The sequence below is a fragment of the Massilia sp. 01N417 genome (assembly GCF_056399645.1).
On the sequence record NZ_JBFTRS010000001.1, the window covers coordinates 263,772 to 288,406 of the forward strand.

A 24,635-nucleotide genomic window follows, 5' to 3' on the forward strand; every position below is an offset into this window, starting at 1 on the left:
GTCAGTCCTGGTGGTTCATGTTCGTAAGAGTGTCCGGGCCGAGGCGCGGATGCACCGTCTCGGTCACGCCGAGGGTCAGCGCCGACAGTTTCAGGCCGCGCCGGCAGGCCAGTTCGAGGTCTTCGCCGTCGTGGACCAGCGACCAGCACACGGCGGCCGCGAAGGCATCGCCGGCGCCGGTGACGTCGACCACCTCGGTGCCGGGCGCGTACAGGCGGACGATCTGGTCTTCACCGGTGCTGCCGCGCGTGAACAGTACGCCGTCGGCGCCGCGCGTGACGATCAGGTCGCGCGCACCCTGGGCCCGCACTTCGGCCACCGCGGCATCGAGCTCGGTCTCGCTGGAGAGTTCGCGTCCGACCCGCGCCGCGAGTTCGCCGCGGTTCAGGATCAACAGGCGCACGCCCGACAGGTCGCGCGGCAGGCGCGCCATCTTCGGCTCGGACACCGCCACCAGCACCAGCGGCACCTCGGCCCGGCGCGCTTCGGCGATCACGGCGTCGACCGTGTCGAGCGGCAGGTTGAGGTCGGCCACCACCAGCGCGCTGGTCGCGAGCCGGGTCTGGCAACTGTCGATGAAGGCGGGATCGAGGCGGTCGTAGAGGGCCATGTCGGCGAGCGCGACCACCATCTCGCCATCCTGGTCCAGCACCGCGGTATAGGTGCCGCTGGCGAGGTCGGGCAGCTGCAGCGTGCCGCCGATGTCGATGCCCAGGCTTTGCGCATGCGCGAGCAGGGCGGCGCCCGAGCTGTCCTTGCCGGTCGCGGTCAGCAGGGCGGCCGGCGTGCCCATGCGCGCGAGGTTCTCGGCGATGTTGCGGGCGACGCCGCCAAAGGATTCGCTCTGGACGGCCGGGTTCGAGGTGTGCATGGCGATGCCGGCCAGCGAGCGCAGCTTGCGGTCGAGGTTGGCCGCGCCGATGCAGGTGACGGGGCGGCGGTCCGGCAGCACGTAGGCGCGTCCCAGCAGCTTGCGTTCGCGGATCAGGCCGGCGATATAGCCGGCCACGGCCGAGCGCGACAGCCCGAGGCTGGCGGCCAGGTCCTGCTGCGAAATGAAGGGGTTCGCGCGGATCAGCTCAAGCAACTGTTGTTTTTTTGAGTGTTCGCTCACGGTGGTTCCGATTCAAGAAGGTATAAACAATTGTTTTTGATCTTAAACATTTGTTTGGCCGGCGTCAATCGATCGCTGTCTCCGGGCGCTAACAGGCAGCATAGTTCATTTATACCTTCTAAGTATAAATCGAGCAAAAATTTGGTATTTGCCATACCAATCCACGATAATGCATAGTTTGGTTTATTTGGTGCACCGGGCTCCCGCTTTCTGTGCAGCTTCTGCAGTAACAGCCTCTCCGGTCATCCAGCAAGACACTCCAATCCAGCGATATCACAAGGAAGCCATCCATGCTCAGCAACACCCCATTCGAAGCCGCCGACGTCATCCGCGCCCGCAAGCCCGGTTTCACGCCGCGTGTGGCGCTCATCCTCGGCTCCGGTCTCGGCGTGCTGGCCGAGCAGATGACGGACGCGGTGGCGATCAGCTACGCCGACCTGCCTGGCTTCCCGATCAGCACCGTGCACGGCCATGCCGGCGAACTGGTGCTGGGCACCCTGGCCGGCGTGCCGGTCGCCTGCATGAAGGGTCGCGGCCACTTCTATGAAGGCTACGGCGCCAGCGTGATGACTTCCGCTGTCCGCACCCTGAAACTGATCGGCTGCGAACTGCTGTTCGTGACCAACGCGGCCGGCTCGCTGCGTCCGGAAGTGGACGCCGGCAGCATCGTGCTGCTGACCGACCACATCAACCTGCTGCCGGGCAGCCCGATGGCCGGCCCGAACGACGACCGCTTCGGCCCGCGCTTCTTCAGCATGGCCAATGCCTACGACCATGAAACCCGCGAACTGGTGAAGACCGTGGCGGCAGAGAAGGGCATCACCCTGCACGAAGGCGTCTACCTGTCGACCCCGGGCCCGCATTTCGAAACGGCGGCAGAGATCCGCGCCTTCCGCACCATGGGCGCCGACGTGGTCGGCATGTCGGTGGTCCCGGAAGTGATCGCCGCCCGCCACTGCGGCCTGAAAGTCGCCGGCGTGTCCGCCATCACCAACCTGGCCGAAGGCCTGACCCCGTTCCCGCTGTCGCACGAGCAGACCCTGAAGTATGCTGCGGTGGCGGCCAAGGATCTGGTGGCGTTGATGCATGCGTTTATTGAACGTCTGGGTTCGACTGCGACGGCTGCTTAACCTGCTCCGTCGTTCCCGCGACCAACCGTCATTCTTGCGCGGGGGCGACGAGCCAGCAATTTTTATGTGAGATAACTATATGTCACGCGCATTCATCCTACTGCTTGACTCCTTCGGCCTCGGCGCATTGCCCGACGCCGGCAAGTACGGCGACACTGGCGCCAACACCCTCGGCCACATCGCGGAATGGGCCGCCAGGGAAGGCAAGCCGATGTCGCTGCCGACCCTGGAAACCATCGGCCTCGGCGCCGCGGCGCATAAAGCCAGCGGCGAATGGCCGGCCGGTTTCGAGAAACGCGAAGGCTTCAGCGGCGCCTGGGGCGTCGCCCGCGAGCAGTCGACCGGCAAGGACACCCAGAGCGGCCACTGGGAGATCGCCGGCGTCCCGGTGCTGTTCGACTGGGGCTACTTCCCCAAGACCGTGCCGAGCTTCCCGAAAGAGCTGACGGACAAGCTGCAGGAGCTGACCGGCGTGCCGGGCTGGCTGGGCAATTGCCACGCTTCCGGCACCACCATCATCAACGAACTGGGCGACGAGCATGTCGCCAGCGGCAAGCCGATCCTGTATACCTCGGCCGACTCGGTGCTGCAGATCGCCGCGCACGAAGAACACTTCGGCCTGGAGCGCCTGTACCAGGTCTGCGAAGCCGCGTACGAGCTGGTCAAGCCCTACAACATCGGCCGCGTGATCGCGCGCCCCTTCACCGGCAGCAACGGTGATTACAAGCGCACCAGCAACCGCCACGACTATGCGGTGCCGCCGGTCGCGCCGACACTGCTGGACCACGTCAAGGATGCCGGCGGCGAGGTCATCGCGCTCGGCAAGATCAGCGACATCTTCGCCGGCCAGGGCGTGACCCGGCTGATCAAGGGCGCCGACAACATGGCGCTGTTCGACCGCCTGCTGGAAGTCGTGGACACCGCCGGCGACAAGTCGCTGACCTTCGTGAACTTCGTCGACTTCGACATGCACTTCGGCCACCGCCGCGACGTCGCCGGTTACTCGAACGCGCTGCACGAACTGGACGCGCGCTTGCCGGAATTCATGGCCAAGCTCAAGGAAGGCGACCTGGTCGTGATCACCGCCGACCACGGCTGCGACCCGACCTGGCCCGGCTCCGACCACACCCGCGAACACATCCCGATGCTGTTCTTCGGCCCGGCCGCGCCGAGCAAAGAACTGCCGATTGCCGACACCTTCTCCGATATCGGCGCAACGCTCGCCAAACACCTCGGCGTCAAACCCCTCTCGAACGGAACTGCCCTTTTATGAGCCCGAACCTCGACTCTAATGTGATCAATGCGCGTAACACGGCCATCGGCCTCGACCTGGGCTGGATCAACCACCTCAAGGTCAACCGCAACGCCGCCGACCGCCGCGCCGCCAGCCTGGCGAACCGCCGCACGGTCAAGAAGGACTACCAGGCCGCCTGGCTGGTCAAGGCGATCGAATGCATCGACCTGACCACCCTGTCCGGCGACGACACCCCGGGCCGCGTCGAGCGCCTGTGCATGAAGGCGATGCGCCCGCTGCGCGCGGACCTGATGCAGGCACTGGGCCTGGATTCGCTGACCACCGGCGCCGTCTGCGTGTACCACGAGATGATCACCCCGGCCGTGCAGGTGCTGAAAGGCCGGCTGCCGATCGCCGCGGTGTCGACCGCCTTCCCGGCCGGCCTGTCGAGCATGGAAACCAAGCTGCGCGAGATCGAACTCTCCGTGGCCGCGGGCGCGACCGAGATCGACATCGTGATCACCCGCCAGCACGTCCTGACCGGTAACTGGCAGGCGCTGTACGACGAGATGCTGGCCTACCGCCAGGCTTGCGGCGAAGCGCACGTGAAGGCGATCCTGGCGACCGGCGACCTGGTCACCCTGGAAAACGTGGCCAAGGCCTCCTGGGTCTGCATGATGGCCGGCGCCGACTTCATCAAGACCTCGACCGGCAAGGAAGGCGTGAACGCGACCATCCCCGTGTCGCTGGTGATGGTGCGTGCGATCCGTGAGTACTACGAGCGCACCGGCTTCAAGGTCGGCTACAAGCCGGCGGGCGGCGTGAGCACCGCCAAGTCCGCGCTGCAGTACCTGACCGTGATGAAGGAAGAGCTGGGCAATGAATGGCTGCAGCCGCACCTGTTCCGCATCGGCGCATCCAGCCTGCTGACCGACATCGAGCGCCAGCTCGAGCACCACGTGACCGGTTACTACTCGGCCGCCCACCGCCACGCGCAACCCTAAGAACACGGATTCGTCATGCCTACTATCAAAGAGATTCTGCAAACTATGGATTACGGTCCCGCACCCGAAAGCACCAAGGAAGCGCAAGCGTGGCTGGACCAGCACGGCCGCCGTTTCGGCCTTTTCATCGACAACGCCTGGACTGAAGCCACCGAGACCTTCGGCTCCTTCAATCCGGCCGACGGCAATGAACTCGCGCAAGTCACGCAAGCGACGAGCGACGACGTGAACCGCGCCGTCGAAGCCGCGCGCCGCGCCCAGCCGGCCTGGGTCGCCATGGGCGGCCACGGCCGCGCCAAGATCCTGTACGCGATCGCCCGCCTGCTGCAGAAGCACTCGCGCCTGTTCGCCGTGCTCGAGACCCTGGACAACGGCAAGACCATCCGCGAAACCCGCGATGCCGACCTGCCGCTGGCCGCGCGCCACTTCTACCATCACGCCGGCTGGGCCCAGCTGCAGTCGGAAGAATTCGCCGACTACCGCGCCGTCGGCGTGGTCGGCCAGATCGTGCCGTGGAACTTCCCGCTGCTGATGCTGGCGTGGAAAATCGCCCCGGCCCTGGCCGCGGGTAACACCATCGTCTTCAAGCCGGCCGAGTTCACCTCGCTCACAAGCCTGCTGTTCGCCGAGATCTGCCAGCAGGCCGGCGTGCCGGCCGGCGTGGTCAACATCGTCACCGGCGACGGCCGCGTGGGCGAAGCCATCGTCAACCACCCGGGCATCGACAAGCTGGCCTTCACCGGCTCGACCGAAGTCGGCCGCATCATCCGCAAGGCCACCGCCGGCACCGGCAAGAAGCTGTCGCTGGAACTGGGCGGCAAGTCGCCCTTCATCGTCTTCGAAGACGCGGACCTGGACGCCGCCGTCGAAGGCCTGGTCGACTCGATCTGGTTCAACCAGGGCCAGGTCTGCTGCGCAGGTTCGCGCCTGCTGGTGCAGGAATCGGTCTACCCGCGCTTCATCGAAAAGGTCAAGGCGCGCATGCAGAACCTGCGCGTCGGCTCGCCGCTCGATAAATCGAACGACATCGGCGCCCTGGTCGATCCGGTGCAGCAGCAGCGCATCCACGGCCTGGTCGAATCGGCCCGCGCCGAGGGCTGCGAGGTCTGGCAACCGGCCTGCGAAGCACCGACCGCCGGCTCCTGGTACCTGCCGACCCTGATCACCGGCGCCTCGACCTCGGCCTCCGTGGCCCAGACCGAAATCTTCGGCCCGGTGCTGGTGGCGATGAGCTTCCGCACCCCGGGCGAAGCGGTCCAGCTGGCCAACAACACCGTCTACGGCCTGGCCGCCTGCGTGTGGACCGAGTCGATCAGCCTGGCGCTGGACGTCGCCCCCGCCATCAAGGCCGGCGTCGTGTGGATCAACACCGCCAACCAGTTCGACGCCGCCTGCGGCTTCGGCGGCTACAAGGAATCGGGCTTCGGCCGCGAAGGCGGCAAGGAGGGCATGTACGAGTACCTGACCCCGCTGGCGGAAGACCGCCGCCCGGCCGCACCGCTTGCGCCTGAAAAGGGCAAGGTGAAGCAGCTCGACGAGGGCAGCCCGTTTGCCGTCGACCGCACCGCCAAGCTCTACATCGGCGGCAAGCAGGCCCGCCCGGACGGCGCCTACAGCCGCGCGATCAACGGCGCGAACGGCCAGTTCCTGGCCGACATCGGCGAAGGCAACCGCAAGGACATCCGTAACGCCGTCGAAGCCGCGCACAAGGCGGCCGGCTGGTCGAAAGCCACCGCGCACAACCGCGCCCAGGTGCTGTATTACATCGCCGAGAACCTGGCCGTGCGCGCCGACGAATTCGCCTCGCGTATCGCCCAGCAAACCGGTTCGAAGAGCGCCGCCGCCGAAGTGCAGGCCTCGATCGAGCGCCTGTTCTACTGGGCCGCCTGGGCCGACAAGTACGACGGCCTGGCGCACCAGCCGCCGATGCACGGCATCACCGTGGCGCTGAACGAACCGGTCGGCGTGATCGGTATCATCTGCCCGAACGAGAACCCGCTGCTGGGCTTCATCTCGCTGGTCGCCCCGGCGCTGGCGCTGGGCAACCGTGTGATCGCGGTGCCGTCGGAAGCGCATCCGCTGTCGGCGCTGGACCTGTACCAGGTGCTGGACACCTCCGACCTGCCGGGCGGCGCGCTGAACATCGTCACCGGTTCCGCCGACGAACTGGCGCGTACCCTGGCTTCGCACTTCGACGTCGATGCCGTGTGGCGCCACGACGGTTCGGCGGAAGGCTGCGCGGAAGTCGAGCGCCTCTCGAGCGAGTCGCTGAAGCGTACCTGGACCGGCGGCGCCAAGGGCCGCGACTGGTTCGATGCCAAGCAGGCTTGCGGCAAAGTCGTGCTGCAGCATGCGTCGCAGGTCAAGAACGTCTGGATTCCGTACGGCGTTTGATTGTTTGTTTCATGTAGGGTGGGCACCCCGTGCCCACGCGTGACGTCGGCGCGATGCCGGTATCCGCGTGGGCACGGAGTGCCCACCCTACGAGTTTTATAGAGAGCGATAACGCTATGTTCCTCCCCCAAGAAATCATCCGCAAAAAGCGCGACGGCGGCACCCTGAGCAAGGAAGAAATCCAGTTCTTCGTGCGCGGCATTCCGAACGGTGAAGTCACCGAAGGCCAGATCGCGGCCCTCGCCATGGCCGTCTATTTCAACGACATGAGCATGGACGAGCGCGTCGCCTTCACGCTGGCGATGCGCGATTCCGGCCAGGTCATGGAGTGGAAGTCGCTGAACCTGCCGGGGCCGGTGGTCGACAAGCACTCGACCGGCGGCGTCGGCGACGTCGTTTCGCTGATGCTGGGCCCGATGATCGCGGCCTGCGGCGGCTTCGTACCGATGATCTCGGGCCGCGGCCTGGGCCACACCGGCGGCACCCTGGACAAGTTCGATTCGATCCCGGGCTACTCGACCGTGCCGGATCCCGAGCTGTTCAAGAAGGTCGTGAAGGAAGTCGGCGTCGCCATCATCGGCCAGACCGCCCAGCTGGCGCCGGCCGACAAGCGCTTCTACAGCATCCGCGACACCACGGCCACCGTGGAATCGGTGGCGATGATCACCGGCTCGATCCTGTCGAAGAAGCTGGCGGCGGGCCTGGACGCCCTGGTCATGGACGTCAAGGCGGGCAGCGGCGCCTTCATGCCGACCTATGAAAAATCGGTGGAGCTGGCCGAGTCGATCGTCAAGGTCGGCAATGGCGCCGGCACCCGCACTTCGGCCATCCTGACCGGCATGAACGAGTCGCTGTGCCCGGCGGCCGGCAATGCGGTCGAAGTGCGCGTCGCGATCGACTACCTGACCGGCAAGTCGAGACCAAAGCGCCTGCATGAAGTGACGATGGCGCTGTGCGCCGAGATGCTCGTCATCTCGGGCCTGGCCGCGACCAGCGAAGAAGCCCACGCCAAGCTGCAGCACGCCCTGGATTCGGGCGAAGCCGCCGAACGCTTCGCACGCATGGTTACCGCCCTGGGCGGCCCGGCCGACCTGATGGACAAGCCGGATGCCCACCTGGCCAAGGCGCCTATCGTGGTGCCGGTGCCGGCGCTGGAATCGGGCTACGCTTACTCGACCGACTGCCGCGGTCTGGGCCTGGCAGTGGTGGCGCTGGGCGGCGGCCGCGTGCGTCCGCAAGACCCGATCGACTTCGCCGTCGGCCTGACCGACCTGATCGAACTCGGTAACAAGGTCGAAGCGGGCCAGCCGATCGCGCTGGTGCATGCGCGCTCCAGGGAAGCGGCGGAGCAGGCGGTGCGCCAGGTGCAGGCGGCTTACCGCATCGCGGCCGAGGCGCCGGCTGCGCAGCCGATGATCTACAAGACGATTCGTCCGTAAGCCGCCTGGCACCGTAGGGTGGGCACCCCGTGCCCACGGAACGCATGCGGTCTGCAAACACATCGTGGGCACAGGGTGCCCACCCTACAGTTAACGAGACATCCCCATGAAATACGAAAAACTCATCGAAGAAGCCCGCGCCGCGCGCGAACTGGCCTACACCCCGTACTCGAAGTTCAAGGTCGGCGCCGCGCTCGAGTGCAAGGATGGCCGCATCTTCCGCGGCTGTAACGTGGAGAACGCGTCCTACGGCCTGTGCAATTGCGCCGAGCGTACCGCTTTCTTCTCGGCCATCGCCCATGGTTACAAGCCGGGCGATTTCACGGCCCTCGCCGTGATCGGCGATACCGACGGTCCGATCGCCCCCTGCGGCGCCTGCCGCCAGGTGACCCTCGAACTGGGCGGCAACGAGCTGCCGGTCGTGCTGACCAACCTGAAGGGCGACCTGATGGAAACCACGGCCGCCGGCCAGCTGCCGAATGCCTTCGGCGGCTGGGATTTGCAGAAGTAAGCTGTCACACCGCGAGCTGCGTGCGCGTCGTCAGACGCGTATGCGGCCCTTGAGCTCCCGCACCGCGGCCTGCCACGCCTCCGCTTCTCCGGATTCGTCCCACAGTTCCATCAACTCGGAAGGAGCGGCGAGCACGCGATCGAGTGCTCGGCGCGCCTTCGCCGCCAGGTCGGCCGAGGGCAGGAGCTGGATGCGCTCCACCCAGGCCCCGAGTTCTTCCGGCAAGTCTTCCGCCGTGCCGGGATTGCCCTGCAGCCAAGCCACCACTTCAGCCGCCGCAATGGCTTCGGACGCCTCCGGTGCCTCGAGCTCGTCGTCGCCGGCCTCGAGCACGGTGTCGAGCGTCGCCTCGACAAGGCTCAGGTCATCGTATTCGTCGAGCTGTGCTGCCCAATCGCATGCGTCATCGTTTCCGAATGACTCGTGAGACCACGCTCCCATTTGGCTCTCCCTTGTGTGTACGGCACCGGTTTCATTCATTGTAATCAATCGCCGCTATGTCCGTTTCCGCACCGAACGGCTTCATTCCTGGTCGTATGCTGGGGCTGATATCACGTTCATGCCCTGGAAATGACCACGCCCAACTTCGCCAAGACCGACGCCAAGACCGATGATGCGCCGGTGGCACCAAAGAAACGACGCCGCGCTGCGCCCTTGTCGCTCGCTGCCTGGAAGCAATTCATCCGCGTGGCAAAACCCTACTGGCTGGGGGAAGAAAAGGGAAAGGCCTGGCTGCTGCTGGCGCTGCTGATCGTGCTGATGCTGGCCGAGACCAAGTTCGCCGTCATGCTGAACGACCAGTCCGGCGAGATGACCTCGGCGCTGGCGGCCAAGGATGGCGGCCGTTTCTGGAGGTCCGTGAAGATGTGCCTGTTCGTGCTGGCCTTCGCGGTGCCGATCTACGCCTTCTATTACTACATGCGCGACCTGTTCGCCAACCAGTGGCGGCGCTGGCTGACCGGGCGCTTCCTCGACGGCTATCTGAAAGGGCGCAGGTATTACGAACTGGGTTCGAGCAGCGAGATCGACAATCCCGACCAGCGCATCAGCGAAGACATCAATACCTTCACGGGAAGGTCGATCAACTTCCTGCTGATCTTCCTGGGGGCGATCATGCAGCTGGTGGCCTTCAGCGCCGTGCTGTGGTCGATTTCCCACCTGCTGGTCGGCGTGCTGGCCGTGTATGCGACGCTCGGCACCGTCATCGCCCTGTGGATATTCGGCACCCCGCTGATCCACCTGAATTTCTGGCAGCTGAGGCGCGAGGCGGATTTCCGCTTCAGCCTGATGCGCGTGCGCGAGAACGCGGAATCGATCGCCTTCTACCGCGGCGAATCCCAGGAGCGGGTGCACATCGACAGTAAACTGGACAAGGTCATCCAGAATTATGGACGACTGATCAAGAAGCAGCGCTCCCTCAACCTTTTCCAGCGCACCTTCAGCCAGCTCACCCTGGTGCTGCCGGGCGTGATCCTGGCCGACGGCGTCCTGTCCGGCGAACTGGAAGTCGGGCGGGCGATCCAGGCGGCCGGCGCCTTCACCGCGGTGCTCGGCGCCGTCGGCGTCATCGTCGACAACTTCGAGAGCCTGAGCCGGTTCGTGGCGGGCATCGCCCGCCTGGAGGCCTTGTCCGAACTCGTGCTGCCCGGTGCGGCGCCCGACAGCGCTGCCGGCGACGGCCAGCATCCGCGCATCCAGCGGCATCCGGCCGGGCAGCTCGCGCTGGAATCCCTGACCTTGCATCCGCCGCAATCCGAGCGCGTGCTGATCAAGGAACTGAGCCTGGTGCTGAAGCCGGGCGACGCGCTGCTCATCACCGGCGACAGCGGCTGCGGCAAGAGTTCGCTGCTGCGTGCGATCGCGGGCCTGTGGCATACCGGCAGCGGCACCATCCATCATCCGCCGCTGGAAGAGTTCTTCTTCCTGCCCCAGCAGCCCTACCTGCAGCATGGCAGCTTGCGCAGCCAGCTCATCTATCCGAGTGCGCAGTCCGAGCTGAGCGACGAGCAGCTGCTGGCGATCCTGGAACAGGTCCACCTGCCGCAGCTGGTCGAACGCGTCGGCGGCCTGGAGGCGGTGCAGGACTGGGAAAAGCTGCTGTCGGTGGGCGAGCAGCAGCGCCTGGCCTTCGGCCGCGTGCTGGTGCATGCGCCGCGCATCGTGATCCTCGACGAAGCGACCAGCGCCCTCGACAGCGGCAACGAAGCCTCGCTGTACGGGCGCCTGCGCGACAGCGGCGCCACCCTGATCAGCATTGCCCACCGTCCCGCCGTGCTGCGCCATCACACCCATGTGCTGCACCTGATGGGGGAGGGGGCCTGGGAAGTGCACGAGGCGGACGGTTTCCAGTTCGGCGGCGCGTCCGACGAAGCCGGCGATGCTGCCGGCAGCGCGGTCAAGCCGCAAGCGGCGCGGCCGGCACGCGAAGCGGCGGTCGTGACTTGAAATCCTGACCACACCCTCCAACATGGGGGCTATCCGGAATCACATTGAGGAGGCAAGGCCATGAGCCCGCAAGATTCACAGATGTTGCATGATTTCCTGAGCCAGCTGATCCAGGCGCGCGGGATCCAGAAGGATGCGGAAGCCGACGCGCTGATCCAGCGCGCGGTTGCCCAGCAGCCGGACGCCGCCTACCTGCTGGTGCAGCGCTCGCTGCTGCTGGAGCAGGCGCTGAAGAATGCCAAGGGGCAGATCGCCCAGATGGAAGACCAGCTCCGTAATGCCCAGCAGGGCGACCGGCGCTTCCTGGACGCGAATACCTGGGGCAATAGCGGCGACTCGCGTCCCGCCAGTGCGCCGATGCAGCAGGAGCGGCGCGAGTACCAGCGCGAGTATCAGCCGCCGCAATACCAGCAGCAATACCAGCAGCCGCCGATGTCGGGCGGCATGTTCGGATCGCGCGCCGGCGGCTTCCTTGGCGGCGGCGGTGGCCTGCTGGGCTCGATCGCGGCCACGGCGGCGGGTGTCGCGGCCGGTAATTTCCTGTTCCAGGGCATCGAGAACATGTTCGGCCACCACGGCCAGGGCGGCAACCACTTGCTGAACAGCGACGACCCGGGCAACAACCTGTTCAGCGACCAGTCGGGCAGCTCGCTGGCCGACCAGGCCGGCCTGGGCGACGTCGGTTCCTCGGGCAATCGCCTGCTCGACAGCGGCTCGGGCGACGTGGCGTCGGAAGGCCTGTTCGACAGCGGCCTCGACGATGGCGGCGGCCTGGACAACAACGGCGGCTTCTTCGACGGCGACGGTTCCGACGAGGGCCTGTTCGGCTGATCCCTCTACATCTGCTGGAACAGGTAGGTGTGATTGCGGCTCACCTCCAGCTCGAAGGGGTGGCCGCGCAGCTTCAGCATATGGCGTCCGCGCAGGTCGCGCGTGACTTCGCCGATGGCGTCCACGCGCACCAGGGTCGAGCGGTGGATGCGCCAGAACTCGTCCGGGTCGAGCTCCTCGGCCAGTTCCTTCAGTGTTTTACGGATCAGGAATTCGGCGCCGGCCGTCTGCACCCGCGTGTACTTCTCGTCCGACTGGAAGTACAGCACTTCGCGCGTGCTCACCATGCGCAGGCTGGAACCGACCTGGGCCTGGATCCAGCGCAGGTAGCCGTTCTTCGGCTGGGGCGAGCCCTTGTTTTCGAGCAGCGCGGTGAGTTTGGCCAGCTGCTGGCCGATGTCCGGCTGGGCGGGCACGTGCGCCTGCAGGCGCTTGTCGATCCGGTCCCGCAGGCGCGCGCAGGTGGTGGCCAGGCGCTCCGCGCTCACCGGCTTGAGCAGGTAGTCGAGGGCGCCTTGTTCGAAGGCGTCCAGCGCGTACTGGTCGTAGGCGGTGGCGAACACGATGTGCGAGCGCCGGTACAGCTGGCGCGCCGCCTCGATGCCGCTCATGCCCGGCATGCGGATGTCGAGGAAGGCGATGTCGGGCTGGTGCTGCTCGCCGAGGGCGACGGCCTCGACGCCGTTGGCCGCTTCGGCGACGATGCGCAGGTCGGGCCAGACGGCGGCCAGGCGCGCGCGCAGCAGGTCGCGCATCGGCGCTTCGTCGTCGGCAATCATCGCGGTCAGCGCGCGCTCGATGCTCATGCGGTCTCCATCATCTTGTAGGGCAGCTTGATCACGGCGCAGGCGCCGCCGCTCGGGGGCATCTGGATCACCAGCTCGGCGCTGCTACCGTACAGCAACTGCAGGCGTTCGCGGATATTCGCCAGGCCGATGCCGTCGTCGGCGTGCGGGTCGATGCCGACGCCGTCGTCGCAGACCTCGACGTGCAGGGTGGCGCCATCGACGTAGGCGCGCACGGTCACGGTGCCGCCGGCGATCTTCGGTTCCAGGCCGTGCTTGATCGAGTTCTCGATCAGGGTCTGCAGCATCATCGGCGGGAAGGGCGCGCTGCCGAGGAACATCGGGACTTCGAAGCGCACGTTCAGCCGCTCCTTCATCCGCGCCTGCATGATGGCCAGGTAGGCCTTCGACAGCTCGACCTGCTTGCCGAGGGTGCCGCCGTCGCGGGCGCGCATCTGCGGCAGGGTCGAGCGCAGGTATTCGATCAGGTGGGCGTGCACCCGTGCCGCTTCCGGCGGATCGGTCTCGATCAGCTGGCCGATCAGGGCCAGGGTGTTGAACAGGAAGTGGGGTTCGACCTGGGCCTGCAGGGCCGCCATCTGCGCTTCCATCAGGCGCCGTTCCAGGGTGGCGACGTTGGCCTGCATGGTCGCTTCCTTCGCCACCAGCTCGGCTTTTCTCTTGCCGCCGGCCAGCACTTTCACGCCGAAGGAGACGATGACGTACCAGACCGCCGGCTCGGGCACGTTCAGCGGCACGCAGACCATCAGGGCGAGGAACCAGGTGAGCGCCAGCTGGCGCCATTCGACCACCGCGAGCCAGTCGAAGAAGCGCCACCACAGCACGCTGGCTTCGCGGAAGGCATCGCGCAGGAAATCGAGCCCGGAATTGATCTGGCTGGCACGCATGATACTTCTCCTTACTGCTCGCGCACGCTGCGGCGGCGGTCGATCACGAAGGCGCCGACCACGACCTTGACGGCCATGAACAGGACGAACAGGAACAGGGCCAGCGGCAGGATGCTGATCACGAAAGCCAGCAGGATGCAGCAGACCAGCATGGCCGGCCAGGGCATGGCGGCGATGGTGCGGGCGCCACGGCGGCAGGCGCGGACGATGTCGTGGGCGACGTCTTCCATGCTGTCGCAGAAGGTTTTGAAGTTGGCGCTTTTCATGGTTCGGGACTCCTGTGTTGTACTTCGATGGAATCACTGTAATCCCGCCGGCGGCAGGGTTCCAGCATGCTCCGACGAAATGCAGGAAACATGGGATGGCCGGTCATGCAGACAGATAAATGGAAGGATATTGTAGTATTGCAAACCTGGAATATTTCCCCCACGCCATGACCACCAACGCCTATTTTTCTCAACTGGCTTCGTACAACCAATGGATGAACGGCAAGCTGTACGCCGCGGCTGCCGTCTTGCCGGAGGAAGAGCTGCCGCCGCCGGGCTTCCCGAACCCATGACCCGCACCGGCCGCCTGTTCCAGCTGATGGATGCCCTGCGCGGCAGCCGCCGCCCGGTCACGGCCGCCACCCTGGCCGAACGCCTGGGCGTGTCCGAGCGCACCATCTACCGCGACATCCAGAGCCTGGCCCAGCTCGGCGCCCCGGTCGAGGGATCGGCCGGCGTCGGCTACCTGCTGCGCAGCGGCTTCTTCCTGCCGCCGCTGATGTTCGACGCCGACGAGCTGGAAGCGCTGGTGCTGGGCGCGCGCTGGGTGAGTCACCAGGGCGATGCCGGCCTGAGCGAGGCCGCCAAGCGCGCGCTGGCGAAGATCGCGACCGCCACCCCGCGCGACCTGCGCGACCACATGGCCGAGACCAGCCTGTGGGTGCCGGTGGCGCCGGCCGGTGCCCAGCCGGACGCCTTCGTGCAGCCGGCGCGCGAAGCGATCCGGCGCCAGTGCAAGTTGCGTATTTCCTACCGCGACGAGCAGGGCACGCCCACGGAGCGCCTGGTGTGGCCGTTCGCGCTCGCCTTCTTCCAGGAGCGCCGCGTGATGGCGGCCTGGTGCGAGCTGCGCGACGCCATCCGTCATTTCCGCGTCGACCGCATCGTGCACGCCGAGCTGGGCAGCGAACGCTATCCGACGCCGCGCCACGCCCTGCTGAAACAGTGGCGGGCGATGTACGACATTCCCGATCATTCCTGACAGGATCTGTCATAGCTCGTCGCTAACATTGCCACATACTTAACCTGAAGGAGATGGCAATGCAGCTCTACTACCACCCGTATTCGTCCAACGCCCGCCGCGCCCTGATGGCGGCCGAACACCTCGGCATCCAGCTCGACCTCATCGAAGTCAACCTGATGAGCGAGGCCGACCGCCGCCGCCTCGCGGAAATCAACGACAACAACAAGATCCCGGTGCTGGTGGACGACGGCTTCGTGCTGTGGGAATCCTGCGCAATCATGCAGTACCTGGCCGACAGCAAGCCGGGCCAGACGGTCTACCCGACCGATCCGCTGGCGCGCGCCGACGTCAACCGCTGGATGTTCTGGTCCAGCCAGCATTTCTCGCCGGCGGTCGGCGTGATCGTGTGGGAAAACGTGTGGAAAAAGGTGGTGACGGGCGTCGACGCGGACGTGAACGAACTGGCGCGCGGCGCGGCCGAGCTGGCGCGCACCGCCGCGGTGCTGGACAAGCACCTGGCGCGCCGCCGCTGGCTGGTGTGGGATGGCGTGACCCTGGCCGACTATGCGGTGGCCGCGCCGCTGATGTACCGCGAACGCGCCCGCCTGCCGCTGGAGGACTATCCGCACCTGCTGGCCTGGCTGGAGCGGGTGGAGGCCCTGCCGGCCTGGCGCAATACCGAAGCGGTCTGGTAAAAAATTATTTTCAAACGCTTGTCGATTTCGTTCATCATCGTTCGTCGTCGAAATGTAGGGCCGATTTTTTACTCACCTTTCAACATGGGGATGTCATGAACAAGCAGATCTTCGTCAACCTGCCGGTCAAGGACCTGGACAAGTCCAAGGCTTTCTTCAACGCGCTCGGCTACAGCTTCAACCCGCAGTTCACCAACGAGAGCGGGGCCTGCATGGTCATCGCGGAAGGCAGCATCTATGCGATGCTGCTGACCGAGCCCTTCTTCAAGACCTTCATCGACAAGCCGATCGTGCAGGCGAAGGAGGCGACGGAGGTGCTGGTCTGCCTGAGCTGCGAGAGCCGCGAAGAGGTCGACGGCCTGGTGGCGAAGGCCGTCGCCGCCGGCGGCCACACCCCGCGGGCGCCGCAGGACCACGGCTTCATGTACGCCCACGCCTTCGAAGACCTGGACGGCCACATCTGGGAACTGGTGTGGATGGCGCCCCAGGCCTGAGCGCTTCAACTGAAAATCGACAAGGAGACAACATCATGAGCAAGCAAGTCATCTTCAACCTGCCGGTCAAGAACCTGGAAAAATCGAAGGCCTTCTTCGCCAGCCTCGGTTTCGGCTTCAATCCGAACATGTCCAACGAGAACGCGGCGATGGTGGTCATCGAGAAGGACAAGATCAGCGCCATGCTGACCACCGAAGCCTTCTTCAAGAGCCTGATCGACAAGCCGGTGGTGCAGGCGAAGGAAGCCAACGAGGTTATCATCTGCCTGATGTGCGAGACCCGCGACGAAGTGGCGGGCCTGGTGGAAAAGGCCGTCGCCGCCGGCGGCCGCAGCCCGCATCCGCTGGAAGACCACGGCTTCATGGTCACCCAGGGATTCGAGGATATCGATGGCCACTTGTGGAACCTGGTCTGGATGGCGCCAGCCTGAAAAAGCCTCCATGGCGGCGTTGCATCGTCTCGCCGTACTAGCGTACTGTCTTCGACGATGCGCCTTGCCCTGGAGGTTTTTCAGGCTGGCGTGTCTCGTCAGGCTTCCCAGTAACGCTTCAGGAGCCCGTAGTTGACCGTATCGGCGAACTCGCCGAACACGAACCAGCGTTCGGGCATGTAGCCTTCCTTCCTGAAGCCGAGCTTTTCCAGGACCCGCGCCGAGCCGATGTTGCGCGGGTCGATGTCGGCTTCGATGCGGTTCAGGTCCAGGGCCTCGAAGCCGTGCCGGATCGCCGCGCGCAGCGCTTCGGTCGCATAGCCCTGGCCCCAGTGGCCGCTGCCGAGCGCATAGCCGATCTCGCAGCGGCGGTTGGATCCGAAGAAGTGGTGCAGGCCCACGTTGCCGATCAATTCGCCGGTGGACAGCAGCTCGATGCCGAAGCGGGCTTCGCTGCCGTCCGCCTGCGCGGCCAGGATGGATTTCATCGATTCCTCGGCCTGGGCGATGTCGGTCCAGGGTTCGCGGCTCCAGTAGCGCGCCACATCGGGGTCGGAGAAGACGGCGTAGTGCGCCGGGATGTCGGCCTCGAGCAGCGGACGCAGCCTGAGGCGGGCGGTCTCGATGGCGGGGAGATGGATCGTGGGCATGGCGGACCTCGGAGTCGGTAAAGCTTGCTAGTCTAGCATTGTCGAGTATTGACAACACGTCGGAAAATTGTCTTTATCCCAAGGCCCGATCTGGCTAGGATGGCTTTTCATCCCTGTCGCGAGGTCACTATGCTGCGCACTATTCTGCTTGCATGTTTCGCCCTCAGTTTCACGCCCGCCGTGCTTGCCCAGAGTGGGTCTCCCGCCAACAACGAGGTCCCGCTGATCGAGCGCGCCAAGCTGTTCGGCAATCCCAGCAAGACCGCCGGCAGCATCAGCCCGGACGGCAAGTGGCTGTCGTGGATCGCCCCGCGCGACGGCGTGCTGAACGTGTGGGTGGCGCCGATCGGCGCACCCAACGAAGCCAGGCCGCTGACCGCGGAGAAGACGCGGCCGATCCGCACGGTGTACTGGGCGCCGGATTCGAAGTCGCTGCTGTTCATCAACGACAAGGGCGGCGACGAAAACTTCCTGCTGTACGGCGTCGACATCGCCAGCGGCAAGCAGACCCTGTTCACGCCTTTTGAAAAGACCCGGGTCCAGATCATCAACATCAGCCGCCACGTCAAGGACCGCATCCTGGTCGGCATCAACAACCGCGATCCGCGCTGGCACGACGCCTACAGCCTGGACCTGAAGAGCGGCAAGCTGTCGCTCATCTACAAGAACGTCGACGACTACGGCGAGCTGTTCGCGGACGAGCAGCTGAACCTGCGCGTGGCCAGCAAGTCGCGCAAGGATGGCGGCATCGACTACTACCGGCTGGCCATGGGCAAGGACAGGGGCAAGGCCGAGGAGACGCCCTTCGTCAAGGTCGACCTGGACGATGCGCTGACCACCTCGCCGCAGGGCTTCACGACCGACGGCAAGACCCTGTACTGGAGCGACTCGCGCGGCCGCGACACGGCGGCGCTGGTGGCCCAGGACATCGCCACCGGCGCGACGAAAGTCGTGGCCCAGGATGCGCGCGCCGACATCGGCGCGGCCCTGTTCGATCCGCGCACCGGACGCGCCCAGGCCTACGAACTCGAATACCTGAGGCGCGACTACGTGCCGCTCGACCGCGCGCTGGCGCCCGACCTGGCCTGGCTGAAGGGGCACGTGAAGGGCGACCTGACGATCCGCTCGCGCGACGATGCGGACAGCAAATGGGTGCTCGTGGCCGACCCGGTCTCGGCGCCGGCCGCGACCTGGCTCTACGAGCGCAAGGGCAAACGCCTGAGCAAGCTGTTCACCTCGCGCCCGGAACTCGAGGGCGCGCCGCTGGTGTCCATGTACCCGCAGGAGATCCGCTCGCGCGACGGCCTGAACCTGGTGTCCTACCTGTCGCTGCCGAAGGCCGCCGGCGCGGATGCCGACGGCAAGCCCGCGCGCCCGGTACCGATGGTGCTGCTGGTGCACGGCGGCCCATGGGGACGCGACAGCTACGGCTATTATTCCTTCCACCAGTGGCTGGCGAATCGCGGCTACGCGGTGCTGTCGGTGAACTTCCGCGGTTCCACCGGCTTCGGCAAGGCCTTCATCTCGAAGGGCGATTTGCAGTGGGGCCGCAAGATGCACGACGACCTGCTCGACGCCGTCGACTGGGCGGTCAGGAATGGCGTCACCACGCGCGAGAAGGTCGCCATCATGGGCGGTTCCTACGGCGGCTACGCGACCCTGGCCGGCATGAGCTTCACACCCACCACCTTCGCCTGCGGCGTCGACATCGTCGGCCCCTCGAACCTGTTCACGCTGCTGGAGACCATTCCGCCGTATTGGGAGGCGTTCAAGCAGCAGTTCTACAAGCGCATGGGCGATCCGACCACCGAGGAAGGACGGGCGCTGCTGAAGGAACGCTCGCCGCTCAACTTCGCCGACAAGATTTCGCGCCCCCTGCTGATCGGGCAGGGCGCGAACGACCCGCGGGTGAATGTGCGCGAATCCGACCAGATCGTCGCGGCGATGAATGCGCGGCGCATCCCGGTGACCTATGTCGTGTTCTCGGACGAAGGGCACGGCTTCGCGCGGCCGGTCAACAGCATCGCCTTCAATGCCGTCTCCGAAAACTTCCTGGCGCCCTGCCTGGGCGGGCGCGCGGAGCCGATCGGCGATGCGCTGAAGGCGTCCACCGCCGAGGTCAGGCAGGGCGCCGAATTCGTGCCCGGCCTGAAGGAGGCGGCGGGCGTCAGGTAGCGCGTCCGCCGTGCACGAGGGACAGGACCATCGCCGTGATCACGCGTTCGGCATCCTCGAAGTCCTGTCCCGTCAGCTCGGTCCGGCCCAGCACCAGGGTCATCTGCGCCGCGAAGTCGGCGTAGGACTGGGTCATGGCCCATACCGCGAACAGCAGGTGGGTGGCGTCGACCGGCGCGATGCGCCCATCCGCGATCCAGCGCTGGAAAACGGCGATGTCCTGGCGCAGCAGGGGCACCACGCGCTCGCGGATCTGCGCGCCGTACAGCTTGGCGCCGCCGATCACTTCCATCGCATACACGCGCGAAGCCAGCGGCTGCTCGCGCGAGAAGCGCAGCTTGGCGGCGACGTAGGCGCGCAGCACGTCGGCCGGCTCCCGGTCGGGGTCGGCCAGGCTGGCCATGCGCGCCAGCCAGTCGTCCAGCACGTCGTCCAGCACGCGTTCGTAGAGCGCCTGCTTGGTCGGGAAGTAGTACATCAGGTTCTGCTTCGAGAGGCCGGCGCGCTCGGCGACTTCCTGGATCGGCGTGCCCTCGAAGCCGCGCTCGGCGAACAGGCGCACGGCTTCGCGCAGGATCGCGCCCTCGACCTCCTCGCGATGCTGGACTCTTTTGCCGGGCAGGCTGTCGTTGGCGGGCGCGATCGTGGTCGTGGTGGTGGGCGTGGTCATGGCCATCCTTGTCAAGATTGGGCGCGCAGGAAGTCGAGCAGCAGCGGCTCGTGCGCATAGGCGACGTTGAAGCGGAACCAGGGCGTTTGCGGCGGCCGCAAACTGAAGAATTCGCCGGGCGCCAGCAGGATGCCGGCGCGCAGCGCGCGTTCGGCGATCGTCCTGCCGTTGCGCTCCGGCGTGGCGGGAGAGGTCCAGCCGGCGCTGACGAACATGCCGCCGCGCGGGCGCGCCAGCGGCTGCAGGCCGGCCTCGACCAGCTTTTCCTGCGCGCGCTCGCCGGCTTCGATCAGTTGCTGGGCCAGGCGCTCGGTCTGGCGCCGGTAGGCGCGGCTGCTGACCGCATCGAACACGGCGCGCTCGTTGACCTCCGAAGTCGTCAGCCCGGTCAGCATCTTGACCCGCACCAGTTCCGGGATCAGCGAGCTTGAAGCGCAGATCGAGCCGACCCTCAGGCTAGGTGCCAGGGTCTTGGAAAAGCTGCCGATGCGGATCACGCGGCGCAGGCCGTCCATCGCCGCCAGCGACGCTTCGCCGGGTGCCGCCAGTTCGCGGTAGATGTCGTCCTCGACCAGCCAGAAATCGAAGGCTTCGGCCAGCGCCAGCAGGCGGTGGGCCTGGGCCTGCGACAGCGAGGTGCCGAGGGGATTCTGCAGCACCGTGTTGACGAACATGAGCTTGGGATGGTGCAGCTCCGCTTCGCGCGCCAGCGCCTCCATGTCCAGGCCGGCCGCGCCGCGCGGGATGCCGACCGGGACGCAGCCGTGGTGGCGCACCAGGGCCAGCAGGTTGCTGTAGCCGGGGTCTTCGACGAACACCACGTCGCCGGGACGGGTCAGGGTACGCAGCACGAGGTCGAAGGCATGGGTGGCGCCATTCGTCAGCAGCAGCTGTTCCGCTTCGACCGCGCACAGCTCGTCCGACAGGGTGTGGGCCAGGTGCTGGCGCAGCGAGGGAAAACCGAGAGGATGGCCGTAGCCGCGCAGGCGGCCGGCCGGGATCTTCATCGCGTGGCGCACCGCGTCCAGGATCGTCGATTCGCCATACCACTCCGGCGGCAGCCAGCCGGCGCCGACCGGCAGCGCATCGGACTGGCCGGAATACAGGTCGGGCGTGAGGGCGTCGACCGCGGCGGACAGGTTGCCGGTGAAGGCGGTGGGGCAGGGCGGTGATGTGGCGTCGGGTCCGCGGGCGACGAAGAAGCCGGAACCGCGGCGCGAGGACAGCACGCCCAAGTGCAGCAGGCGGTCGTAGGACTCGACCACCGTGAAGGTGCTGACGGCGTTGACCTTTGCGAATTGTCGAACCGAGGGCATTTTGGTGCCGACCCGCAGTTCGCGCCGATTTACCATCCCGGAGATTGCCGCGACGATCTGGTCGACCAGGCTGCCGCGGCGCTGGCGGTCGATCGGCAGCACCGGCCAGGCCGGGGCGGCCGGGTCGGCCGGGTCGGCTTTCATCGCGCGCAGGTCTTCTCCAGTCCCAGCCATGGTCCACTCCTTCGGTGCGACGCCGCAAACTGTACCGGTTATGCTACCAGTACGGTTGGCCGATTTCGCCGGTTGTGTATATGTGCCGCCGTTGTCTTGCTGACTATTATTGCACGATGATTTTGCCAATTGGTAAATCTTTTGGGAGAGCCGCATGAACCAGTCAAAGCCCCAGTCGATGTCGTCGTTCTGGATGCCGTTTACGAACAACCGCGACTTCAAGGCCAACCCCCGCCTGTTGGTATCGGCGGAAGGTATGTACTACAAGGACGTCGACGGCAATGCCATCCTCGACGGTACCGCCGGCCTGTGGTGCGTGCCCTGCGGGCATGCGCAGCCGAAGATCGTCGCTGCCGTCAGCGAAATGGTCGGCCAGCTCGACTTCGCCCCCACCTTCCAGATGGGCCACCCGGCCGCCTTCGACCTGGCCGAGCAGCTGATGGAATACACGGGCCACAAGTTCGGCCACGTGTTCTACACCAACTCGGGTTCGGAAGCCGTCGACACCGCATTGAAGATCGCGCTGGCCTACCACAAGGCGCGCGGCGAGGGCGGACGCACCCGCCTGATCGGCCGCGAGCGCGGCTACCACGGAGTCGGCTTTGGCGGCCTGTCGGTGGGCGGCATCGGCCCCAACCGCAAGAACTTCGGCCCGCTGCTGCCCGGCGTGGACCACCTGCCGCACACGCACAACCTGCTGAAGAACGCTTTTTCGCGCGGCGAGCCGGACTTCGGCGCCGAGCTGGCCGATGAGCTCGAGCGCATCGTCGCCCTGCACGACCCGTCGACCATCGCGGCGGTGATCATCGAACCGGTATCGGGTTCCACCGGCGTGCTGGTGCCGCCCAAGGGCTACCTGAAGCGCCTGCGCGAGATCACCAGCAAGTACGGGATCCTGCTGATCTTTGACGAGGTCATCACCGGCTTCGGCAGGCTGACCACGCCGTTTGCGGCCGACTATTTCGACGTCGAGCCGGACATGCTCACCACCGCGAAAGGCATCACCAACGGCACCGTGCCGATGGGCGCCGTGTTCTCGAAAAAATTCATCCACGACGCCTTCATGGACGCGCCGCCGGGCATCGAACTGGCCCACGGCTATACCTATTCCGGCCACCCGCTGGCCTGCGCGGCCGGCATCGCCACCCTCGAAGTCTTCAAGGAGCAGGGCGTGCTGGAAAACGCCAAGGCCATCCAGCCCTACTGGGAAGATGCGGTGCACTCGCTGCGCGGCCTGCCGCACGTGATCGACATCCGCACCATCGGCCTGGTGGCCGGCATCGAGCTGGAGCCGATCGCCGGCAAACCCGGGGCACGCGCCTATGCCGCGTTCAAGAAGGCCTTCGCGGACGGCATCCTGATCCGCACGACCGGGGATATCATCGCCCTGTCGCCGCCGCTGATCCTCGAGAAGAAGCATATCGACGAGCTGTTCGGCAAATTGCGGGACGTACTCATGAACCTGGACTAATGAAGAACATCATGAACGAGACGATCAATCACTTCATCAATGGCGAAAGCGTGGAGGGCGGTGGCCGCCATGCCGACGTCTACAACCCGGCGCTCGGCCAGCCTTGCGCAAGAGTGGCGCTGGCCTCGGCCGACGACGTGAACGCGGCCGTGGCCGCGGCCCACGCGGCCTTCCCGGCCTGGGCCGCGACCCCGCCGCTGGCGCGCGCACGGGTGCTGTTCAAATACCTGCAGCTGTGCCAGCAGCACGTCGACGACTTCGCCGCGCTGGTGACGCGCGAGCACGGCAAGACCTTCGCCGATGCCCAGGGCGAGGTGGCGCGCGGTATCGAGGTGGTCGAGTTCGCGGTCGGCATCCCGCAGCTGCTGAAGGGCGAATTCACCGACCAGATCGCACGCGGCATCGACGCCTGGTCGATGCGCCAGCCGCTCGGCGTGGTCGCCGGCATCACGCCCTTCAACTTCCCGGTGATGGTGCCGATGTGGATGTTCCCGGTCGCCATCGCCTGCGGCAATACCTTCGTGTTGAAACCCTCGGAGCGCGATCCTTCGGCCTCGCTGCTGCATGCGAAACTGCTGAAGGAAGCCGGGCTGCCGGACGGCGTGTTCAACGTGGTCCAGGGCGATAAAACCGCGGTCGACGCCATCCTCGACCATCCGGACGTGCAGGCGGTCAGCTTCGTCGGCTCGACCCCGATCGCCGAATACATCTACGCCCGCGGCAGCGCGGCCGGCAAGCGGGTGCAGGCCCTGGGCGGCGCCAAGAACCACATGGTCGTGATGCCGGATGCCGACATGGACATGGCCGTCGACGCCTTGATCGGGGCGGCCTATGGCTCGGCGGGCGAGCGCTGCATGGCGATCTCGGTGGCGGTGGCGGTCGGCGATGCCGGCGACCAGCTGGTCGCGCGCCTGGCCGAACGCGCGAAGGCGCTGAAGGTGGGCGACGGCATGGAGAAGGACGCCGAGATGGGCCCGGTCGTCACCCTGGCGGCCAAGCAGCGCATCGAGAAACTGATCGGCGAAGGCGTGGAGCAGGGCGCGACCCTGGTGGTGGACGGCCGCGGCTTCAAGGTGGCCGGCCGCGAGGAAGGCTTCTTCGTCGGCGGCACCCTGTTCGACCACGTGCAGCCCGAAATGAGCATCTACCAGGAAGAGATCTTCGGCCCGGTGCTGTGCGTGGTGCGCATGCCGGACGTCGGCAGCGCGCTGGAGCTGATCAACAGGAACGAGTACGGCAACGGCGTCGCCGTCTTCACCCGCGACGGCGGCGTGGCCCGCGAATTCGTGCGCCAGGTGCAGGTGGGCATGGTGGGCGTGAACGTCCCGCTGCCGGTGCCGATGGCCTTCAACAGCTTCGGCGGATGGAAGAAGAGCCTGTTCGGCGACCACCATGCCTATGGGCCGGAAGGGGTGAGGTTCTATACGCGGCACAAGGCGGTGATGCAGCGCTGGCCGAATACGGCGAGCAGCGGGGTGGAGTTCGCGTTCCCGCAGATGAAGTAGGGTGGGCACTCCGTGCCCACGCGTGAGGT

Annotated in this window: 24 protein-coding genes; 16 read left to right on the forward strand and 8 right to left on the reverse strand. The window is 66.2% G+C overall.

The features are described 5' to 3' along the window. Nucleotide 1: 1 nt before the first annotated feature. The gene (locus AC1DOQ_RS01210; RefSeq protein WP_477359384.1) at nt 2–1,114 is read right to left on the reverse strand and encodes a carbohydrate kinase; all 1,113 of its coding nucleotides are present in this window, start codon (nt 1,112–1,114) and stop codon (nt 2–4) included. 290 nt (nt 1,115–1,404) lie between these two features. On the opposite strand from AC1DOQ_RS01210, the gene xapA reads away from it, so the two are divergent. The 6 genes from xapA to AC1DOQ_RS01240 all read left to right on the forward strand — a co-directional run bounded on the left by xapA (nt 1,405) and on the right by AC1DOQ_RS01240 (nt 8,826). Then, on the forward strand, nt 1,405–2,244 hold the full coding sequence (xapA, locus tag AC1DOQ_RS01215; RefSeq protein WP_477359387.1) for a xanthosine phosphorylase: 840 nt from the start codon (nt 1,405–1,407) through the stop codon (nt 2,242–2,244). 79 nt (nt 2,245–2,323) lie between these two features. Next, complete coding sequence (locus AC1DOQ_RS01220; RefSeq protein WP_477359390.1) at nt 2,324–3,517, forward strand: phosphopentomutase; 1,194 nt, start codon at nt 2,324–2,326, stop codon at nt 3,515–3,517. Further along, entirely contained in the window at nt 3,514–4,482 is a 969-nt protein-coding gene (gene deoC, locus AC1DOQ_RS01225; RefSeq protein WP_477359394.1) for a deoxyribose-phosphate aldolase, read from the forward strand. Before AC1DOQ_RS01220 ends, deoC begins: the two co-directional genes overlap by 4 nt. A gap of 15 nt (nt 4,483–4,497) precedes the next feature. Then, nucleotides 4,498–6,876 carry an aldehyde dehydrogenase family protein gene (locus AC1DOQ_RS01230; protein ID WP_477359397.1) on the forward strand — a complete coding sequence of 793 codons (2,379 nt, stop codon included), beginning with the start codon at nt 4,498–4,500 and terminating at the stop codon, nt 6,874–6,876. 116 nt (nt 6,877–6,992) lie between these two features. Then, the gene (gene deoA, locus AC1DOQ_RS01235; RefSeq protein WP_477359400.1) at nt 6,993–8,315 is read left to right on the forward strand and encodes a thymidine phosphorylase; all 1,323 of its coding nucleotides are present in this window, start codon (nt 6,993–6,995) and stop codon (nt 8,313–8,315) included. A gap of 106 nt (nt 8,316–8,421) precedes the next feature. After that, entirely contained in the window at nt 8,422–8,826 is a 405-nt protein-coding gene (locus AC1DOQ_RS01240) for a cytidine deaminase (protein ID WP_477359403.1), read from the forward strand. A gap of 30 nt (nt 8,827–8,856) precedes the next feature. On the opposite strand, the gene AC1DOQ_RS01245 is transcribed toward AC1DOQ_RS01240, so the two are convergent. After that, nucleotides 8,857–9,267 (reverse strand): DUF4259 domain-containing protein, encoded by a 411-nt coding sequence (locus tag AC1DOQ_RS01245; protein WP_477359406.1) that lies wholly within the window; start codon nt 9,265–9,267, stop codon nt 8,857–8,859. Nucleotides 9,268–9,396: 129 nt separating this feature from the next. Between AC1DOQ_RS01245 and AC1DOQ_RS01250 the strand changes: the two genes are divergently transcribed. Both AC1DOQ_RS01250 and AC1DOQ_RS01255 read left to right on the forward strand, forming a co-directional pair. Further along, a complete protein-coding gene (locus tag AC1DOQ_RS01250) occupies nt 9,397–11,271 on the forward strand; it encodes an ABC transporter ATP-binding protein/permease (protein ID WP_477359409.1) in 1,875 nt (624 codons plus the stop codon). Between the two features lie 60 nt (nt 11,272–11,331). After that, nucleotides 11,332–12,102 (forward strand): DUF2076 family protein, encoded by a 771-nt coding sequence (locus AC1DOQ_RS01255; protein ID WP_477359412.1) that lies wholly within the window; start codon nt 11,332–11,334, stop codon nt 12,100–12,102. 5 nt (nt 12,103–12,107) lie between these two features. Here AC1DOQ_RS01255 and AC1DOQ_RS01260 read toward each other — a convergent pair whose 3' ends face one another. From AC1DOQ_RS01260 to AC1DOQ_RS01270, 3 genes are read right to left on the reverse strand one after another with little or no spacing between them, the layout of a single operon-like run. Continuing rightward, entirely contained in the window at nt 12,108–12,908 is an 801-nt protein-coding gene (locus tag AC1DOQ_RS01260) for a LytR/AlgR family response regulator transcription factor (protein ID WP_477359415.1), read from the reverse strand. After that, nucleotides 12,905–13,795: a sensor histidine kinase gene (locus tag AC1DOQ_RS01265; RefSeq protein WP_477359418.1), complete on the reverse strand. Its 891-nt coding sequence runs from the start codon at nt 13,793–13,795 to the stop codon at nt 12,905–12,907. Before AC1DOQ_RS01265 ends, AC1DOQ_RS01260 begins: the two co-directional genes overlap by 4 nt. Nucleotides 13,796–13,806: 11 nt before the next feature. Then, nucleotides 13,807–14,061, reverse strand: a complete 255-nt coding sequence (locus AC1DOQ_RS01270; RefSeq protein WP_477324833.1) for a hypothetical protein — start codon at nt 14,059–14,061, stop codon at nt 13,807–13,809. A gap of 167 nt (nt 14,062–14,228) precedes the next feature. On the opposite strand from AC1DOQ_RS01270, the gene AC1DOQ_RS01275 reads away from it, so the two are divergent. From AC1DOQ_RS01275 to AC1DOQ_RS01295, 5 genes are all read left to right on the forward strand, one after another. Beyond that, a complete protein-coding gene (locus AC1DOQ_RS01275; protein WP_477359421.1) occupies nt 14,229–14,354 on the forward strand; it encodes a hypothetical protein in 126 nt (41 codons plus the stop codon). Further along, nucleotides 14,351–15,043, forward strand: coding sequence for a helix-turn-helix transcriptional regulator (locus AC1DOQ_RS01280; protein WP_477359424.1), 693 nt, complete (start codon nt 14,351–14,353; stop codon nt 15,041–15,043). The genes AC1DOQ_RS01275 and AC1DOQ_RS01280 overlap by 4 nt, the downstream gene beginning before the upstream one ends. Before the next feature lie 59 nt (nt 15,044–15,102). Further along, nucleotides 15,103–15,720 (forward strand): glutathione S-transferase family protein, encoded by a 618-nt coding sequence (locus AC1DOQ_RS01285; protein WP_477359427.1) that lies wholly within the window; start codon nt 15,103–15,105, stop codon nt 15,718–15,720. 95 nt (nt 15,721–15,815) lie between these two features. After that, on the forward strand, nt 15,816–16,214 hold the full coding sequence (locus AC1DOQ_RS01290) for a VOC family protein (RefSeq protein WP_477359429.1): 399 nt from the start codon (nt 15,816–15,818) through the stop codon (nt 16,212–16,214). Nucleotides 16,215–16,249: 35 nt separating this feature from the next. Beyond that, nucleotides 16,250–16,645: a VOC family protein gene (locus tag AC1DOQ_RS01295; protein ID WP_477359432.1), complete on the forward strand. Its 396-nt coding sequence runs from the start codon at nt 16,250–16,252 to the stop codon at nt 16,643–16,645. 98 nt (nt 16,646–16,743) lie between these two features. On the opposite strand, the gene AC1DOQ_RS01300 is transcribed toward AC1DOQ_RS01295, so the two are convergent. Then, a complete protein-coding gene (locus AC1DOQ_RS01300; protein WP_477359435.1) occupies nt 16,744–17,295 on the reverse strand; it encodes a GNAT family N-acetyltransferase in 552 nt (183 codons plus the stop codon). A 129-nt stretch (nt 17,296–17,424) separates the two neighbouring features. Between AC1DOQ_RS01300 and AC1DOQ_RS01305 the strand changes: the two genes are divergently transcribed. Beyond that, on the forward strand, nt 17,425–19,470 hold the full coding sequence (locus AC1DOQ_RS01305; RefSeq protein ID WP_477359438.1) for a S9 family peptidase: 2,046 nt from the start codon (nt 17,425–17,427) through the stop codon (nt 19,468–19,470). Here the strand turns inward: AC1DOQ_RS01305 and AC1DOQ_RS01310 are convergent. Both AC1DOQ_RS01310 and AC1DOQ_RS01315 read right to left on the reverse strand, forming a co-directional pair. Next, nucleotides 19,463–20,140 carry a TetR family transcriptional regulator C-terminal domain-containing protein gene (locus AC1DOQ_RS01310; RefSeq protein ID WP_477359441.1) on the reverse strand — a complete coding sequence of 226 codons (678 nt, stop codon included), beginning with the start codon at nt 20,138–20,140 and terminating at the stop codon, nt 19,463–19,465. The genes AC1DOQ_RS01305 and AC1DOQ_RS01310 overlap by 8 nt on opposite strands. Before the next feature lie 11 nt (nt 20,141–20,151). After that, nucleotides 20,152–21,630 (reverse strand): aminotransferase-like domain-containing protein, encoded by a 1,479-nt coding sequence (locus AC1DOQ_RS01315; protein ID WP_477359444.1) that lies wholly within the window; start codon nt 21,628–21,630, stop codon nt 20,152–20,154. Between the two features lie 154 nt (nt 21,631–21,784). Here AC1DOQ_RS01315 and aptA point away from each other — a divergent pair, with 154 nt between their 5' ends. Further along, nucleotides 21,785–23,101: an omega-aminotransferase AptA gene (gene aptA / locus AC1DOQ_RS01320; RefSeq protein ID WP_477359447.1), complete on the forward strand. Its 1,317-nt coding sequence runs from the start codon at nt 21,785–21,787 to the stop codon at nt 23,099–23,101. Between the two features lie 11 nt (nt 23,102–23,112). Then, the gene (locus tag AC1DOQ_RS01325; protein ID WP_477359450.1) at nt 23,113–24,606 is read left to right on the forward strand and encodes a CoA-acylating methylmalonate-semialdehyde dehydrogenase; all 1,494 of its coding nucleotides are present in this window, start codon (nt 23,113–23,115) and stop codon (nt 24,604–24,606) included. Nucleotides 24,607–24,635 lie beyond the last annotated feature (29 nt).